This is a genomic window from Bradyrhizobium sp. 2S1 (genome assembly GCF_011516625.5).
GTDB classification, from domain to species: Bacteria; Pseudomonadota; Alphaproteobacteria; order Rhizobiales; family Xanthobacteraceae; genus Bradyrhizobium; species Bradyrhizobium septentrionale.
In genome coordinates this window covers 4,353,366-4,369,094 of record NZ_CP147717.1, presented here as the reverse complement: position 1 = coordinate 4,369,094, position 15,729 = coordinate 4,353,366, and the positions used below count along the sequence as shown (strand labels likewise).

11 protein-coding genes and 4 pseudogenes are annotated in these 15,729 nt (G+C 62.2%); 7 read left to right on the top strand and 8 right to left on the bottom strand.

The features are described 5' to 3' along the window. Nucleotides 1-2: 2 nt before the first annotated feature. The 7 genes and pseudogenes from HAP54_RS20595 to HAP54_RS20565 all read right to left on the bottom strand — a co-directional run bounded on the left by HAP54_RS20595 (nucleotide 3) and on the right by HAP54_RS20565 (nucleotide 6,740). Nucleotides 3-662, bottom strand: coding sequence for a TetR/AcrR family transcriptional regulator (locus HAP54_RS20595; RefSeq protein ID WP_166303289.1), 660 nt, complete (start codon nucleotides 660-662; stop codon nucleotides 3-5). A 303-nt stretch (nucleotides 663-965) separates the two neighbouring features. After that, the gene (locus HAP54_RS20590) at nucleotides 966-1,853 is read right to left on the bottom strand and encodes a 2-hydroxy-3-oxopropionate reductase (RefSeq protein ID WP_166303287.1); all 888 of its coding nucleotides are present in this window, start codon (nucleotides 1,851-1,853) and stop codon (nucleotides 966-968) included. 125 nt (nucleotides 1,854-1,978) lie between these two features. Then, nucleotides 1,979-2,764 (bottom strand): hydroxypyruvate isomerase, encoded by a 786-nt coding sequence (hyi, locus tag HAP54_RS20585; protein ID WP_166303284.1) that lies wholly within the window; start codon nucleotides 2,762-2,764, stop codon nucleotides 1,979-1,981. 38 nt (nucleotides 2,765-2,802) lie between these two features. Then, nucleotides 2,803-3,198: pseudogene (locus HAP54_RS20580) on the bottom strand (thiamine pyrophosphate-dependent enzyme); the annotation flags it as partial. Between the two features lie 10 nt (nucleotides 3,199-3,208). Next, complete coding sequence (locus HAP54_RS20575) at nucleotides 3,209-4,273, bottom strand: IS630 family transposase (RefSeq protein ID WP_166204319.1); 1,065 nt, start codon at nucleotides 4,271-4,273, stop codon at nucleotides 3,209-3,211. Between the two features lie 42 nt (nucleotides 4,274-4,315). Then, nucleotides 4,316-5,710 (bottom strand): annotated as a pseudogene (gene gcl / locus HAP54_RS20570) (glyoxylate carboligase); the annotation flags it as partial. Between the two features lie 181 nt (nucleotides 5,711-5,891). Beyond that, on the bottom strand, nucleotides 5,892-6,740 hold the full coding sequence (locus HAP54_RS20565; protein ID WP_166308127.1) for an IclR family transcriptional regulator: 849 nt from the start codon (nucleotides 6,738-6,740) through the stop codon (nucleotides 5,892-5,894). 238 nt (nucleotides 6,741-6,978) lie between these two features. Between HAP54_RS20565 and HAP54_RS20560 the strand changes: the two genes are divergently transcribed. From HAP54_RS20560 to pyk, 6 genes and pseudogenes are all read left to right on the top strand, one after another. Beyond that, entirely contained in the window at nucleotides 6,979-7,395 is a 417-nt protein-coding gene (locus tag HAP54_RS20560) for a CBS domain-containing protein (RefSeq protein ID WP_166303282.1), read from the top strand. A gap of 85 nt (nucleotides 7,396-7,480) precedes the next feature. Then, nucleotides 7,481-8,500, top strand: coding sequence for a 2-dehydropantoate 2-reductase (locus HAP54_RS20555; protein ID WP_166303278.1), 1,020 nt, complete (start codon nucleotides 7,481-7,483; stop codon nucleotides 8,498-8,500). A 5-nt stretch (nucleotides 8,501-8,505) separates the two neighbouring features. Then, nucleotides 8,506-9,288 (top strand): fumarylacetoacetate hydrolase family protein, encoded by a 783-nt coding sequence (locus tag HAP54_RS20550; RefSeq protein ID WP_166303275.1) that lies wholly within the window; start codon nucleotides 8,506-8,508, stop codon nucleotides 9,286-9,288. A gap of 76 nt (nucleotides 9,289-9,364) precedes the next feature. Beyond that, the gene (gene oxlT, locus HAP54_RS20545; RefSeq protein ID WP_166303272.1) at nucleotides 9,365-10,726 is read left to right on the top strand and encodes an oxalate/formate MFS antiporter; all 1,362 of its coding nucleotides are present in this window, start codon (nucleotides 9,365-9,367) and stop codon (nucleotides 10,724-10,726) included. A 99-nt stretch (nucleotides 10,727-10,825) separates the two neighbouring features. Then, nucleotides 10,826-12,134: pseudogene (locus HAP54_RS20540) on the top strand (glycerate kinase type-2 family protein). 3 nt (nucleotides 12,135-12,137) lie between these two features. Then, a pseudogene (pyk, locus tag HAP54_RS20535) lies at nucleotides 12,138-13,540 on the top strand (pyruvate kinase). A gap of 124 nt (nucleotides 13,541-13,664) precedes the next feature. On the opposite strand, the gene HAP54_RS20530 reads toward pyk, so the two are convergent. Continuing rightward, nucleotides 13,665-14,297, bottom strand: a complete 633-nt coding sequence (locus HAP54_RS20530) for a LuxR C-terminal-related transcriptional regulator (protein WP_224741853.1) — start codon at nucleotides 14,295-14,297, stop codon at nucleotides 13,665-13,667. 421 nt (nucleotides 14,298-14,718) lie between these two features. Between HAP54_RS20530 and HAP54_RS20525 the strand changes: the two genes are divergently transcribed. After that, complete coding sequence (locus HAP54_RS20525) at nucleotides 14,719-15,636, top strand: LuxR C-terminal-related transcriptional regulator (protein ID WP_166303269.1); 918 nt, start codon at nucleotides 14,719-14,721, stop codon at nucleotides 15,634-15,636. Nucleotides 15,637-15,729 lie beyond the last annotated feature (93 nt).

The window sequence follows — 15,729 nt, the reverse complement described above, 5'->3', positions numbered from 1 at the left end:
CTTCAGAGCAGCGCAGCCTGCCGGCTCCGGCCGGCGGGCTTCGCCTTGCTGCGCGGCCGGGCAACGGCGGCAGCCGCTTCCTCCGCACCGGCCAGCACCAACTGCACGACGAAGTCGGCATAATCGGCGCGGGTCATCGGCCCGCCCTCGCGAAACCACATATAGTGCCAGTTCAGCATGCCGAACACGCTCATCGTCAGCGGCTTGAGCACGCGCTTCTGCTTCGCCGCCGGCACGGCGGCGGCCAGCGCATCCGACATGATCCCGACCAGTATCCGCTCGCTTGCGAGCAGCGGCTGCTGCTTTTGCTCCGGCAGCAGCCTGAGGCTTGCGATCTGGACCTGATGCTCGGCGTCGGCATGCCGGTAGAGCTCGAGCAGGGTCGTGACGATCGTCCCGAGGCGCTCGACCGGATCGCCGGCCGAGGCGCTCGCCTTGCGAACCGACGCCACCAGCCGCTCGAGATGCGACGACAGGAGATCGAAGAGGATCGCCTCCTTGTCGGGATAATAGTGATAGAGCAGCGCTTTCGAGACACCGCACGCGTCGGCGATCGTATTCATCGACGTGCCGACATATCCCGATGCGGCAAACAGCTCGGCCGCACGATGCAGCATCGAGAGGCGCTTGTCGTCATAGTCCTTGGCGCGCGATCGGGCCATGTCTCGTCCGTTCCACCAGCCGGCCGTTCAGCCGTCGTCGTCAGACGTGAATCAACAACGGCAAATTTCTCAGCCCAGTCCGGCCCTGTCCATTGCCAGGGCCGGTCTGAGCGCCATTTATTGACCATCCGGTCGGACAATTCCATGACCTATATGGAATGGACCCCTGCGTTGCAATGCTCAGCGCAGGGCGGCGGCCGGATCCGGCGCCAGCCGGGCCCCCATCGACGCCACCCATCGTCCGCCCAGCTGGCATGGCACCAACCGGGCCTGCGATGTCTCATCAACTCCTTCGCATGAAGCTCAGGCGGCTGCGACCTCGTGGCCGGCCATCACTTCCAGCGCTCTCAGGATGCCGGAATGGTCCCAGGCCTTGCCGCCGAGCGCGGTGCAGGCGTTGAACAGCTGCTGGGCTGCGGCAGTGCCCGGCAGCGACAGCCCAAGGGCCCGCGCGCCTTCCAGCGCGAGGTTGAGATCCTTCTGATGCAGCTCGATGCGGAAGCCCGGATCGAAATTGCGCTTCAGCATGCGCTCGCCGTGCACTTCAAGGATCCGGGACGACGCAAAGCCGCCCATCAGCGCCTGGCGCACCAGCGCAGGATCGGCGCCCGCCTTGGACGCGAACAGCAGCGCCTCGCTCACCGCCTCGATGGTCAGCGCCACGATGATCTGGTTGGCGACCTTGGTGGTCTGGCCGTCACCGTTGGCGCCGACATGCGTGACGTTCTTGCCCATGGTATCAAACACGGGCTTCATCGCGTTGAACGCCCGCTCCCGCCCGCCAACCATGATGGTCAGGCTTGCCGCCTTTGCGCCAACCTCGCCGCCGGAGACCGGCGCGTCGAGATAGTCGGCCCCGAGCGCATCGATCTTCCGCGCGAACTCCTTGGTCGCCAGCGGCGAAATCGAGCTCATATCCACCACGATCATGCCCTTGGAGACGCCCTCGGCGACGCCACCTTTGCCAAACAGCACGGCTTCGACATGCGGCGTGTCCGGCACCATGATGATGACGGCATCGGCTTCCTGCGCGACCTGCTTGCCGGACTCGCACGCGACGGCGCCGTTCGCGATCAGGTCGGGCGGCAGAGGCGCGACGTCGTGCAGGAACAGGCGATAGCCGGTAGCCAGGAGATGGCCGGCCATCGGACGTCCCATGGTGCCCAGCCCGATGAATCCAATGTCTTTCATTGTCGTCGCTCCTGTCAGCCCGATGAGGGCGTTTTCTAGCGAAACGGATACCGGTTCGCGTGAAGAAAACGCGTCAAAACATAAAATTGAGAGCTCCGTTCCGGTTCAATCGGAACGGAAACGCTCTAGGTCACGAAAGTCTGCGCGGCATGCCAGGCAAGGCTCTCGAGCGTGGTCGTCCGCGGCTTGTATTCGCATCCGATCCAGCCGCGATAGCCGATGCTGTCGAGATGCTTGAACAGATATGAATAGTTGATCTCGCCGGTCCCCGGCTCATGACGGCCCGGGTTGTCGGCGAGCTGGACATGCGCGATCCGGCCGAGATGCCTCTCGACGGTTCGCGCCAGATCGCCCTCCATGATCTGCATGTGATAGATATCGTATTGGATGAACAGGTTGGGCGACCGCACGTCGGAGATCAGCTGCACCGCCTGTTCCGTCCCGCTCAGGAAGAAGCCCGGAATATCCAGCGTGTTGATCGGCTCGACCAGAAGCTTGATGCCATGCTGGGCGAGCGCGCCGGCGGCGAAGCGCAGATTGGACACCAGGACTTCGTGCAGCTCTGCCGCATCCGCGCCAGTGGGGGCGATGCCGACCAGGCAGTTCAGCTGCCGGCAATCCAGTGCCTTCGCATAGTCGATCGCGCGCGCGACGCCGTCGCGAAATTCATCGGTTCGATCGCGCAGGATCGCAATGCCGCGCTCGCCCGCGGCCCAATTGCCGGCCGGAAGATTGTGCAGCACCTGGGTCAGCTCAGACCGCGCCAACTCCTCCCGCAATTCGCTCTTGTCGTAGTCATAGGGAAAAAGATACTCGACCGCGTTGAAGTCGGCGGCCTTGGCGACCGCGAACCGATCGAGGAACGGCAACTCGTTGAAGAGCATGGTGAGGTTGGCAGCAAATTGAGGCACGGTTGGTATCTCCGCTTGAGGCAGCGCTAATGATGTCGTCAGGCCGGCAACAGCGTGCCGGATCGTGCTGCGCTCGGCACCTCATCGAGCGGAAGGTCGAGCACCTCTTCGAATTCGACGATGTTGTCGATCTCCGTTCCCATCGCGATGTTGGTGACCCGCTCGAGGATGAACTCCACCACCACGGGCACGCGGTGCTTGGCCATCAATTCGCGCGCGGTCGCGAACGCCGCCTGGGCGTCGTTCGGGTCGGTCACCCGGATCGCCTTGCAGCCCAGCCCCTCCGCGACGGTGACGTGGTCGACACCGTAGACGCCGATCTCGGGCGCGTTGATGTTCTCGAACGAGAGCTGCACGTGATAGTCCATGTCGAAGCCGCGCTGGGCCTGCCGGATCAAGCCGAGATATGAATTGTTCACGACGACGTGGATGTAGTACCCAGAATCAGAGCTGAGTGATACGGCGGCCTTTGAAACGGCGTTGACGGACCTTTTTCTTGGTCCAGACGAAGGGCTCGGCTCTGTCGTTGTATGCGTTGACGTAGGCATCGATGTGCTCCTGAAGCTGCGTGAGGCTTGTGAAGGAGGTGCCGCTGAGCGACTGCCCCTGCAAGATCGAAAACCATACCTCGACCTGATTGAGCCAAGACGCACTTGTCGGCGTGAAATGAAATTGCACGTTGGGGTGGGCCTTGAGCCAATGCTCGTTCTTCTTGTGGGTGTTGAGGTTGTCGAGGATGACGTGAAGCTTCCGGTTCGGAAAAGCCGCGGTGACGCTGTTCATGAAGTCGAGAAACTCGACGCGGCGTCGGCGTTTTGAATGCGCCGCGATGATCTTTCCGGTGGCGACTTCGAGCGCCGCAAACAATGTTGTGGTGCCATGCCGCTTGTAATCGTGGCTCTGGCCGGTCAAGGCGCGGCCATTGGGCAACTTCAGATAACCCTGCGCTCGCTCCAAAGCCTGGATCGAGGGCTTCTCGTCCACGCACAGCACAATGGCCTTCGCGGGCGGGGCGACATAGAGGCCGACAACATCGGCGGCTTTGGCCGTAAAGTTCGGGTCGTTGCTCTCACACCAGGACTTACGAGCCGCGAGGTCAATCTTGTGGCTGCGCAGGAACCGCCAGACATATTGGACGTCAACATCGCCCAGCGCCCCGGCCAGCAGGGGCCCGGTCCAGCGTGCGAACCCGTCCGGCGGCGGCTTGTCCAGCAGCTTCAGAATCCGCTTGTCGGTGGCCTTCGTATAGATTGGCTGCTTGCCCGGTCGCGGCTTGTCTTGCAGCCCTTCAAGGCCTTGGTCGGCATAGCGATGCCGCCAAAGGCTGACAATCCGCGGCTGGACCCCAACTTCCTTGGCGATCGACCGAGTGCTGCGTCCATCCGCCGCCAACAGAACTATCCGCGCCCGCTTCAAATCGCGCTGCAACGTCACCGGGGAGCGGCAACACGCCTCAAGCACCTTGCGATCTTTCCTCGAAAGGTGGACTTCTCTTGCTTCGGGTATCATCCCGACCTTGAATCACGACTCACGCTTTAAGAACAGTAGGTAGTAGGGCAGATTGAACTGCGCCCCGACCGCGAGTTCCTCGATCAGGAACTGGAAGTCGTAGTCACCCGACAGCGCGACGATGTCGCGGTCGGGGTCGGCGGCGCGCACACCGAGGGCGGCCGGCAGGGTCCAGCCGAGCGGACCGGCTTGGCCAGCATTGATCCAGTTGCGCGGACGATAGACGTTGAGGAACTGGGCGCCCGCGATCTGCGACAATCCGATCACCGTCACGTAGCAGGTGTCGCGGCCGAAGGCCTTGTTCATCTCCTCGTAGACGCGCTGCGGCTTGATCGGGATGTTGTCGAAGTGGCTCTTGCGCAGCATCGAACGCTTGCGGTCGCGGCAGGCGGCAGGCCAGGCCTGCCGATCGCGGAGCTTCCCTGACTTGCGCCACTCCTTGGCGACGCTCACGAACATCTCCAGCGCGGCCTTGGCGTCCGACACGATGCCAAGATCCGGATTGAAGACACTACCGATCTGGGTCGGCTCGATGTCGACATGGACGAATTTGCGCCCCTTCGTGTAGGTCTCGATCGAACCGGTGTGCCGGTTGGCCCAGCGATTTCCGATGCCGAGCACGAAGTCGGATTCCAGCATCGTGGCGTTGGCGTAGCGATGGCTGGTCTGCAGGCCGACCATCCCCGCCATCAGCGCGTGATCGTCGGGAATGGCGCCCCACGCCATCAGCGTCGGAACCACCGGGACGTTGACCGCTTCCGCGAAGGCGACCAGCAGCTCGGATGCATCGGCGTTGATCACGCCGCCGCCGGCCACGATCAGCGGCCGCTCCGCGGCGTTGAGCATCTCGAGCGCCTTCTCGATCTGCTTGCGGGTCGCCGTCGGCTTGTAGACCGGCAGCGGCGAGTAGGTCTCGTCGTCGAACTCGATTTCGGCCAGTTGCACGTCGAGCGGAAGATCGATCAGCACCGGTCCGGGCCGTCCCGACCGCATGACATGGAAGGCCTGGCTGAACACGCGCGGCACCAGCGCCGGCTCGCGGACGGTGACGGCCCATTTCGTCACCGGCTTTGCGATCGCCTCGATGTCGACGGCCTGGAAATCTTCCTTGTAGAGCCGCGCCCGCGGCGCCTGACCGGTGATGCAGAGGATCGGGATCGAATCCGCGATCGCCGAGTAGAGGCCGGTGATCATGTCGGTTCCGGCGGGTCCCGATGTGCCGATGCAGACGCCGATATTGCCCGCCTCCGCCCTTGTATAGCCTTCCGCCATGTGCGAGGCGCCTTCGACGTGCCGCGCCAGAATATGCCGGATCGAACCGTTCCGCTTCAGCGCGGAGTAAAGCGGGTTGATCGCGGCGCCGGGAACGCCGAACGCGCACGTGATCCCTTCGCGTTCGAGAATGCGCACTGCTGCATCGATTGCTCGCATTTTCATCTGATGATCCCGCTTCGCTAGGAGTTGGCCTGAGCATGATCATCAGACCCGCGCGCATCGATCTCAACGCAATCGATGGGATTTTCCACGCTATGGCAGCGCCCACGATTTTGTGGGTGTCTTCAAGAGATTAGGGTCAGCGGAGAAATGGAAATCGTGATGGACGAAAATGCGAAAAGCCTCACGCCTGCCCTTGCTGCGTGCGGCTCCCGCGAAGCTCGGCCGTGAGTTCGGCTGCGATCTGGTGCACGATCGTACCGATGTCCGGCAAGCGTTCGTTCGTCAGCCGGTCCGCCGTGCCCGATACCGAAACCGCGGCAAATGGCTCGCTGCAGTCGTTGAAGACGACCGCAGCCACACAGCGCAGGCCGAGGCGGGCCTCTTCATCATCCACCGCATAGCCCTGGCGCCGCACGTTCTCCAGTTCCTTGAACAGCTCGCCGGGCCGCACGATCGACTTTTCCGTCAGCCGCGGCATGCCCTGACGGCGGATGATCGCGTTGACGTCGGCATCGGAATAGGTTGCCAGCACAGCTTTGCCAACGCCCGAGGCGATCATTGCGACGCGTCCGCCCACCTTGGTCAGCGAACGCATGATCTCCCGGCTTTCAATGCGGGACACGACGATGATGGACTCATCATCGACCACGGCCAGGTTGGCGGTTTCCCTGGTCTGGTCGCGCAGCTTGCGCAGATAGGGCAAGGCCTGCGCGGCAAAATTCCGCCGGCGCATGAAGGTCGAGCCGACCACGAAGCTTTGCGCGCCGATGTGCCATTTGGATTCGTCGCGGTCGAACTGCACGAATCTGCGGTTCTCGAGCGTCGTCAGCAGCCGATGAACGGTCGACGGCGACAAGCCGGTGCGGATCGCGAGATCGGTCAGCCGATAGCCTTCGTCGTCCTCTGCAAGCGTCTCCAGGATCTGCAGCGCACGATCGACAGATTGAACGCCGCCGTCTCGTGCGTCCGGATCCGGCTGCGCGCGAAAATCGGGTTCGGTCGGCTTGCGCCGGATCGGCGCTCTTTTCATCACGACCCTGCCCCTAACCAGTTGCGATTCAGAACGGTATTGCGTCCGAAGGACGAGCGTCAGGTTTGGCATGTGGCATGCCAATTACACCAGGAGTCAAGCTGCAGAGATCGCCCGATTGGTCAGTATATTTGCCGTTTTCCTCAAAATCTTTCTGATTCTTTTGTTTGACAACTGGGATAATGTATACAACGATTATTTTACAACGACCTGATCAGACAAACGGGAGAACGCTGCCATGTACGTCGGGGACATCCTTCGCAACAGCCCGCACCTCGTGACGATCGGCTCGAACGAAACCGTGAGCATTGCGGCGAACCTGATGTACGCGAGCAATGTCGGCGCAGTCGTGGTCAGGAACGTCTCGGGCAGCAAGGACGCCGCGGTGATCGGAATGTTCAGCGAGCGCGACGTCGTCGCTGTGATCGCCGAACACGGCACCGGTGGGCTTGCCGTGAAAGTCGCGCAGTTCATCTCGCGGCCACTGGTGTCCTGCAATTCGCAGGACACGCTCGCGGATGCCGAACATCTCATGGGCCGGCACGGCATCCGCCATGTCCCCGTCATCGACAACGGCCGGCTCGTCGGCGTCGTCAGCATGCGGGACATCACCACTGCTTACGACGAGGCCACCTGCGCAGTGCAGGCGGCCTGACAGAATTTTCCAAGACAACTGCCACGCAACCCAGTTCGAGCCGCAGCGGCTCGAACTGGGTCCCCACTCTGCTCGCGAGGATTTCATGAGGATCTGCATCTACGGCGCCGGCGCCATCGGCGGTTATCTCGGTGTCGAATTCATGCGCGCTGGCGCGGATGTTAGCCTGGTCGCGCGCGGCGCGCACCTTGCCGCGATGCGACAGAACGGTCTGAAGCTCCTGATCGGCGACGAGGAGCGCGTGGTACATCCGCGCTGTACCGACGATCCCGCCGAGCTCGGCGAGCAGGATTTCGTCATCGTCTGCCTCAAGGCGCACTCGATCACCGGCGTCATTGAACGCATGCAGCCCCTGCTCGGTCAGCGCACCCGCATTGTCACCGCCGTCAACGGCATTCCCTATTGGTATTTCTACAAGCACGGCGGACGGCACGAAGGATCGGCGCTCGAGAGCATCGATCCCGGCGGACGGCAATGGAAGGAACTCGGCCCCGAGCGCGCGATCGGCTGCGTGGTGTATCCCGCCACCGAAATCGAAGCGCCCGGCGTGATCCGCCACGTCTACGGCAACAACTTTCCGCTGGGCGAACCCTCCGGCGAGATCACCCCCGAGGTCGAGAACCTTTCCGCCCTGTTCGCGGCAGCCGGCATGAAGGCGCCGGTTCTCGATCGCATCCGCGACGAGATCTGGCTCAAGCTGTGGGGCAATGTCTGCTTCAACCCGATCAGCGCCCTGACCCATGCGACCCTCGACGTGATCTGCAGCAACCCCGGCACGCGCGCGCTGTCGAAAGCGATCATGCTGGAAGCCCAGGCGATCGCGGAAAATCTTGGCGTCAAGTTCCGGGTCGATGTCGAACGCCGCATCGAAGGTGCGCGCAAGGTCGGCGCGCACAAGACCTCGATGCTGCAGGATCTCGAGCGCGGACGTCCGGTCGAAATCGATCCGCTGATCACTGTCGTCCAGGAGATGGGCCGGATGACGGGGATTGCAACGCCCGCCCTCGATGCGGTGCTGGCCCTGGTCGCGCAGCGCACCAGGCTGGCAGGCCTCTACGACGGGGCGGCCGGCGTTGCCGAAACAAAATCGCTTGCGGTGGCGTGACCCTGATGAACAACGTCACACGCTGGGTCCGCTTTCGTCACCATGCCGACATCGGCTTCGGGCAACTCACGCCGTCCGGCATCTCCGTACACGTAGGCGACATGTTCGGCGACGCGCGGCCGACTGGACGAATGCTGGCGGTGGAGGCTGTCGAGTTGCTTGCGCCTACGCAGCCGAGCAAGATCATCGCGCTCTGGAACAATTTTCACGCACTTGCCGCCAAGCTGAAATCACCCGAGCCGGCCGAACCGTTGTACCTGCTAAAGGCGCCGACCAGCGTCACCGCGCCTGGCGCCGTGATCAGGCGTCCCGCTGGTTACGACGGCAAGACGACCTACGAGGGCGAGCTCGGCATTGTCATCGGCAAGACCTGCACCGCGGTCGCTCCCGAACAGGCCGACGCCTTCATCTTCGGGTACACCTGCACCAACGACGTCACCGCCGCAGACATTCTCAATCGCGATCCGACTTTCCCGCAATGGGCCCGGGCCAAGGGCTTCGATGGCTATGGCCCCTTCGGTCCCGTTGTTGCGTCGGGCCTCGATCCTGCAAGCCTTGTGGTGCGCACCATCCTCAACGGCGTGGAGCGCCAGAATTATCCGATTGCGGACATGATCTTCAGCGCGCAGGCGTTGGTCAGCAAGATTTCACACGACATGACGCTGTTGCCGGGCGACCTGATCTGCTGCGGGACATCGATCGGTGTCGGCGTGATGAAAGAGCCGATCAATACGGTCACCGTCGCGATCGACGGAATCGGCGAACTGACCAACGAATTTTGCCAGTAAGCGGCCGCGGGACGAGAGCCCGACGCCGCCGGACCATCAGCCATTAAAACCACAAACTCCTGCTTTGGGGGGACTCATGAACTCCAGCACGAAACCGGTATCATCGCCCGGCGGCTTCCGCTGGCTTCAGCTGGCGATCGGCATCGTCTGCATGGCGATGATCGCCAACCTGCAATACGGGTGGACGCTGTTCGTCGACCCTATCGACGCGCAATATCATTGGGGCCGCGCCGCGATCCAGCTGGCCTTCACGATTTTCGTGATGACGGAGACTTGGCTTGTGCCGGTGGAAGCCTGGTTTGTCGACAAATACGGCCCCCGTATCGTCATCATGTTCGGCGGGCTGATGATCGCCCTCGCCTGGGTGCTGAACGCGTATGCCTCCTCTCTCGTCACGCTTTATGCGGCAGCGATTGTTGCCGGCATCGGCGCCGGCGCCGTCTACGGCACGTGCGTCGGCAACGCGCTGAAATGGTTTCCGGACCGCCGCGGCCTGGCCGCGGGCGCGACCGCCGCCGGGTTCGGGGCCGGCGCGGCGCTGACCGTCGTGCCGATTGCCAACATGATTGCCGCAAGCGGCTACCAGAGCGCCTTCCTGACGTTCGGCATCGGGCAGGGACTGACGGTTATCCTGCTCGCCACGTTCGTCCGTCCGCCTGATATCACCGTGTCCGCCAGAAGGAAGCAGCTCAATCTGCCGCAGACCGCGGTCGACTACACGCCGGTTCAGGTGTTGCGCGCCCCGATCTTCTGGATGATGTACCTGGTGTTCGTGATGGTGGCTTCCGGCGGGCTGATGACCGCCGCCCAGATCGGGCCAATCGCCCATGACTTCAAGATCGCCGATACTCCGGTCAAGTTGGCCGGCTTCCAGATGGCGGCATTGACGTTCGCCATCTCGCTCGATCGCGTGTTCGATGGTTTCGGCCGCCCGTTCTTCGGCTGGATCTCCGACAATATCGGCCGTGAGCACACCATGTTCATTGCGTTCGCGACTGCGGCGCTGATGTTGCTGACGCTGTCGGTCTACGGCCACATTCCGGTTGTCTTCGTGTTGGCCACCGCCGTCTATTTCGGCGTTTTCGGGGAAATCTACAGCCTGTTTCCGGCAACATCGGGCGACACGTTCGGCGCCAAATACGCGACCACCAACAACGGCATGCTCTACACCGCGAAGGGGACTGCGGCGCTGCTCGTGCCGCTGGCGAGCATCATCTCCTCCCAGTTTGGCTGGCAGGCCGTGTTCATCGTCGCAGTCGCGCTCAACGCCACCGCAGCCCTCATGGCCGTGTTCGTGATCAAGCCGCTGCGCCGCGCGTTCATTCTCGGCAGTGAAAGCACGGCACGTGCCGCGGTTCCTCGTGCAACGGCAGCTCACAGCGAAAGCGATCTGCCAAAGGGACCGCTATCCTACGACAGCCTCGAGAAGGCCCCCTGACGGAGGACTTCTCCCGGCCCGAAGCTGCGCTCGATTTGAGACGGCCGCGTCGTTCGAGAGAGCCATTGACCATTGGACCAATTGGCCGGAGTGCAGCGATTGAACGCGAACTGGACTGACCGGCGAGCCCGCACTGCGCTGCGACGAATCTTCGACGCCGCAATCGCCAGCGCCGATCCAAGGATCACGATCGCATCTGCCTTGCCGGCAAAGCCCAGGGGCAGATGCATCGTCATCGGCGCAGGCAAGGCTTCGGCGGCGATGGCAGCCGGCCTCGACGCGGCATGGCCTGACGTCGACCTTTCGGGCGTCGTGGTCACGCGCCACGGCCATGCGGTTCCCGCGGGCCGCATCGGGGTACTGGAGGCATCTCACCCCGTACCCGACGACACGAGCAAGGCGGCCGCCCTTCGCATGTTGCGCGCCGTTGAGGGACTTTCATCGGATGATCTTGTGGTCGTGCTGATGTCCGGTGGCGGCTCGGCGCTGATGACGCTTCCTGCATCCCCGATGACGCTCGCCGACAAGCAGGCGGTCAACCGGGCACTGCTTGCAAGCGGCGCGACGATTGCCGAGATGAATGTCGTCCGCAAGCATTTGTCGGCGATCAAGGGCGGACGGCTGGCGCTGGCCGCGCGTCCCGCACGCGTCACGACCCTGGTGATATCGGACATTCCCGGCGACGATCCGGCGGCGATCGGTTCCGGTCCCTCGCTTCCGGACAGCAGCACAAGAGCCGATGCGCAAGAGATCGTTGACCGGTTTGCAATCCGATTTGCCGGCAGCGGCGCGGCTTGCACTCGAGCAGGCCGACGAGACACCCAAGCCGGGCGAGATCGACGCGGATGTCCGCATCCTTGCCGCGCCGTTCCAGGCGCTCGACGCTGCGGCCAATGTGGCCCGCGACGAGGGCCTCACGCCGATCCTCCTTGGAGATGCGATCGAGGGCGAAGCACGGGAGCTCGGAACCGTGATGGCCGGCATCGCCCGGTCAGTCGCGATACATGCTCAGCCAGGCCAGGCCCCCGCGGTTCTGCTGTCGGGGGGAGAGACAACGGTCACAATCGGACGCGGGCCGGCGGGCCGCGGCGGCCGCAACACCGAATTCTTGCTGGGACTTGTCATCGCCCTGTCGGGCGCGGCCGATATCTGGGCCATTGCGGGAGACAGTGACGGCATCGATGGAACGGAAGATGCGGCTGGTGCTTTGATCGGTCCGGATACACTGCAGCGCGCCGCCGCGAAGCTCCTCGACGCACGGGCTTGTCTGGCGGCCCATGACAGCTACACATTCTTCGATCGCCTTGGAGACCTCGTGCGCACCGGGCCGACACTGACCAACGTCAACGATATCCGCGCCGTGCTGATCGGAGCCGGCAAGCCGGGAATCAAGTTAAGGATGAGGTGATCCATGCGTCGTCATCGACGGGCCAAGATCGTTGCAACCGTCGGCCCCGCCAGCAGTTCTCCCGAAATGCTCAAGGCGCTGCTGGAGGCGGGCGTCGATACGTTCCGCCTGAATTTCAGCCACGGAACCCAGAACGATCACGCCAGGATTCACGCCGCGATCCGAAAGCTGGAACAGGAAGTCAACCGGCCCATCGGCATTCTGCTGGACCTGCAGGGCCCGAAGATCCGCGTCGGCACCTTGCGCGATGGCAAGATCATCGTCGCGGCCGGAGAGACCATCCGCTTCGTGCTGTCCGGGTCGGATGGGGATCGTGGCGCGATTCCGCTCCCGCATCGGGAAATCTTTGCGGCCGTGCCGGTCACGATCTCTTGATCGACGACGGCAGGGTCCGCGTTCGCGTCACCGGGCTGGGTGACGATTTCATCGAAGCCAAGGTGATCGTCGGTGGCACGATCTCGAACCACAAGGGCGTCAATCTACCGGGGACGGTGCTTGATCTTTCACCACTGACGACAAAGGACCGTCTCGATCTGGAGTTCGGCCTGAAACTCGGCGTCGACTGGGTCGCCTTGTCGTTCGTGCAAAAGCCCTCCGATATCATCGAGGCGAGAAGCCTGATCGGCGACCGTGCCGGTCTGATGGCCAAGATCGAGAAGCCAGCAGCGCTTGAGCGGATCGACGATATCATCCAGCTGTGCGACGCCATCATGGTTGCGCGGGGCGACCTCGGCGTCGAGATTCCACACGAAGACGTGCCGGGCCGTCAGAAGGAATCGGTGCGGGCCTGCCGGCTTGCCGTGAAGCCCGTGATCGTCGCCACGCAAATGCTGGACTCCATGGTCGCCGCCCCCACGCCGACTCGCGCCGAAGTCTCCGACGTTGCGACCGCCATCTATGATGGCGCCGATGCGGTGATGCTGTCGGCGGAATCTGCCACCGGCCGCTATCCGCAGGAGGCGGTCGAGATGATGGACCGCATCATTCGCAGCACCGAGCAGCACAAGTCCATCGTCGAGGCCACCCAGCCGGGCGAAGAGCAGACCGCGCCCCATGCTGTGGCAACGGCCGCGGCCGACCTCGCTTCCGTCGTTCACGCCAAGGCCATCGTGGCCTATACGTCGAGCGGAACGACCGCCGCGCGCGTGGCGCGCAAGCGGCCGAGCTTGCCGATCCTCGTCATCACCCCGAGCCGCGAAGTGTCCCGCCGCCTGTGTCTGCTGTGGGGCGCTCACAGCGTGCTGTCCGACGACGTTCGCAGCTATGAGGAGATGGTCGAACGCGCGACTGCATTCGCGCTTGCGGAGCAATTCGCATCAAGCCGGGATCTGCTGGTTGTCGTCGCCGGCATTCCGTTTGGACAAGCGGGTACAACAAACAATCTGCGCGTCGTTTCGCTCCCGTGACAGAACCAGGATTGCGTCATCAGCCCATCGCCAAGGTCGTGGTTTGCCGGAGCATCGCGTGGGCCATGCTACTCTAGCGAGGAGGCGCTGCCGTTCTTCCCAAGATCAGCCGGTATCTCGTCCGTCAGGTAGAGGATGAGATCGCGAGCGTGGCAAGAACGGTCCTGTTGCTGATCTCGAGTTTGCGGAAGATGTGGTGGAGATGAACCTTGATGGTTCCGTCGGCCACCTTCAGACGGCGGCCAATCTCCTTGTTCGACAAGCCTTCCGACACCAAACGCATGATCTGACGCTCGCGCTCCGTCAGCACCGCAAGATACTTCACCGGAATCGCCGTCGGTGCACGAGAGATGACTTCCTCGGACGCGGGCGGCGGCAACATTCGCTGGCCGTCGGCGACCTGCCGCAACATCTGAATAAGGGTTTCAGGCTCCTCCTCGCTCAGGATGACGCCGTAAGCCCCCGCTGCCGCCAACAGGGCGAGATCGCGATCCTCAACAGAGGTGGCGAGGAAAACGAGCCGCACACCAGGCGTCCCGGAATTTGCGATATCTGGCGTGGCCTGCGCAAAGATGTCAGGCATCGACATGTCCAAAATGGCGATGTCGGGCGCGAGGCTCCGGATTGCCTTGAAACAGCTCGCTCCATCATTGCAACGAGCAACAACTTTGAAATCACGCTCTGCTTCGAGCAGACAATTCAGACCCAATAAAACGACCGGATATCTGCTAGCAATTACCACACGACTGAAATTCATTTACGTCCAATCCCTCAGTCCCTCCAATTCAGCAACGCGCCCATTTCATTAAGAAGCTACTCCAATATGAGGCTTTTCAGTAAGCTTTTGTTGTTGCGGCGCCCCGTGAATCTACTGGCCGAGCGCCCAAGCACATGCGATTTGCGCAACGTTTGATTGCAGCGACGGACCCAACTAACCCCAAGCGAGCGTCCAAAATGCCTATAACCAACGGTATATAGGGATATTGGGGATTAGCATTTAAAATTCCTAAATATTGAGACACTGGACTCGGGATTTTTCGTCCCAAATTTGTGTCCAAATCTACGAAGTCTGAAGAGTGGTTTTGTTGCGTTTTTTTAGCTGGGCGGTCCATCAAGAAGAATGAGCCGGATTCAACTGACCCGCCCCCTGTATCATTGTAGCGTCCGGGAGAGTTTCCATGAGACGGCGATATCCTTTTACTGCTGTGCTTGTTGGTGAAAATAGTCTTCGCAAAGAAGGTCTTGCCAGAATTCTGAACTCCGAGAATTTTCAAGTCCTTACTTCAATAACCGATGCCAACGATTTGCTAGGCGATGACGCGCTTCAGAAGGTGCCCGTTGCTTCGGCATTGTTTCTGATTGTTCACAATGGCGATGATTTTCGCCCGACAATCGAGCAAATCGACTCCCTCAAGCGCCGTCACGCCGACGGACGCGTGGCGGTCGTCGCAGATCAATATCGACTGAGCGATCTGGCGGCCGCATTCCGGGCCGGTGCCACCGGCTATTTCATCGACGTGATGAACTGTGACGCGTTCATCAAGTCCATCGAGCTCGTCATGATGGGCGGGACGGCATTCCCGCCGGCATTCCTCACCTCCGCCCTCGATGCCGAGAAGCGCGACGTGGACGATGCTCCCGCACCCGCCGATGCCAATCATGTCGTCGCAAAGCCGGATGACAAGCTTGCCCAGCAACTTTCGCCGCGGGAAATTTCAATTCTGCAGTGCCTGATCGAAGGCGATTCCAACAAGTGCATCGCGCGCAAGATCAGCATTGCCGAAGCCACGGTGAAGGTTCACATCAAGGCGATCCTTCGGAAGATCCGGGTTCAGAACAGAACCCAGGCAGCGATCTGGGGGTTGAACCATCGGTCTGCGGCGTGGGCGAACAACAACAGGGCCACGCATCAGGCCGCTGATGGAGCTGAGCGGCCTCTCCCTCCTCAGAGAGAACTTCCCAAGATCGCGCTGGCGGGTCGGCCGGCACCACTTGGCGCAATCGACCACGCAGCGAACTATTTTGACGTGTCGCTCGCAAACGGCCACGTCCGCAAGGACTCAAAAATCGACGGGGCGATCCGGCTACGTAAATAGCCGAAACCCGTCCAGTTCGGTATCCCGCCGGGTAACCTTCGGCGGGATGCCGGGCTTCGACTGTATGCCGCACAGATCGATGCGATGCGCGAC

Excerpts from the sequence above, each read along its gene's own strand:
- HAP54_RS20550 (WP_166303275.1), top strand. The coding sequence starts at position 8,506 with ATGAACAACGTCACACGCTGGGTCCGCTTTCGTCACCATGCCGACATC.
- oxlT (WP_166303272.1), top strand. The coding sequence starts at position 9,365 with ATGAACTCCAGCACGAAACCGGTATCATCGCCCGGCGGCTTCCGCTGG.
- HAP54_RS20525 (WP_166303269.1), top strand. The coding sequence starts at position 14,719 with ATGAGACGGCGATATCCTTTTACTGCTGTGCTTGTTGGTGAAAATAGT.
- HAP54_RS20530 (WP_224741853.1), bottom strand. The coding sequence starts at position 14,297 with ATGAATTTCAGTCGTGTGGTAATTGCTAGCAGATATCCGGTCGTTTTA.
- HAP54_RS20565 (WP_166308127.1), bottom strand. The coding sequence starts at position 6,740 with ATGAAAAGAGCGCCGATCCGGCGCAAGCCGACCGAACCCGATTTTCGC.
- HAP54_RS20555 (WP_166303278.1), top strand. The coding sequence starts at position 7,481 with ATGAGGATCTGCATCTACGGCGCCGGCGCCATCGGCGGTTATCTCGGT.
- HAP54_RS20575 (WP_166204319.1), bottom strand. The coding sequence starts at position 4,273 with ATGATACCCGAAGCAAGAGAAGTCCACCTTTCGAGGAAAGATCGCAAG.
- HAP54_RS20590 (WP_166303287.1), bottom strand. The coding sequence starts at position 1,853 with ATGAAAGACATTGGATTCATCGGGCTGGGCACCATGGGACGTCCGATG.
- HAP54_RS20595 (WP_166303289.1), bottom strand. The coding sequence starts at position 662 with ATGGCCCGATCGCGCGCCAAGGACTATGACGACAAGCGCCTCTCGATG.
- HAP54_RS20560 (WP_166303282.1), top strand. The coding sequence starts at position 6,979 with ATGTACGTCGGGGACATCCTTCGCAACAGCCCGCACCTCGTGACGATC.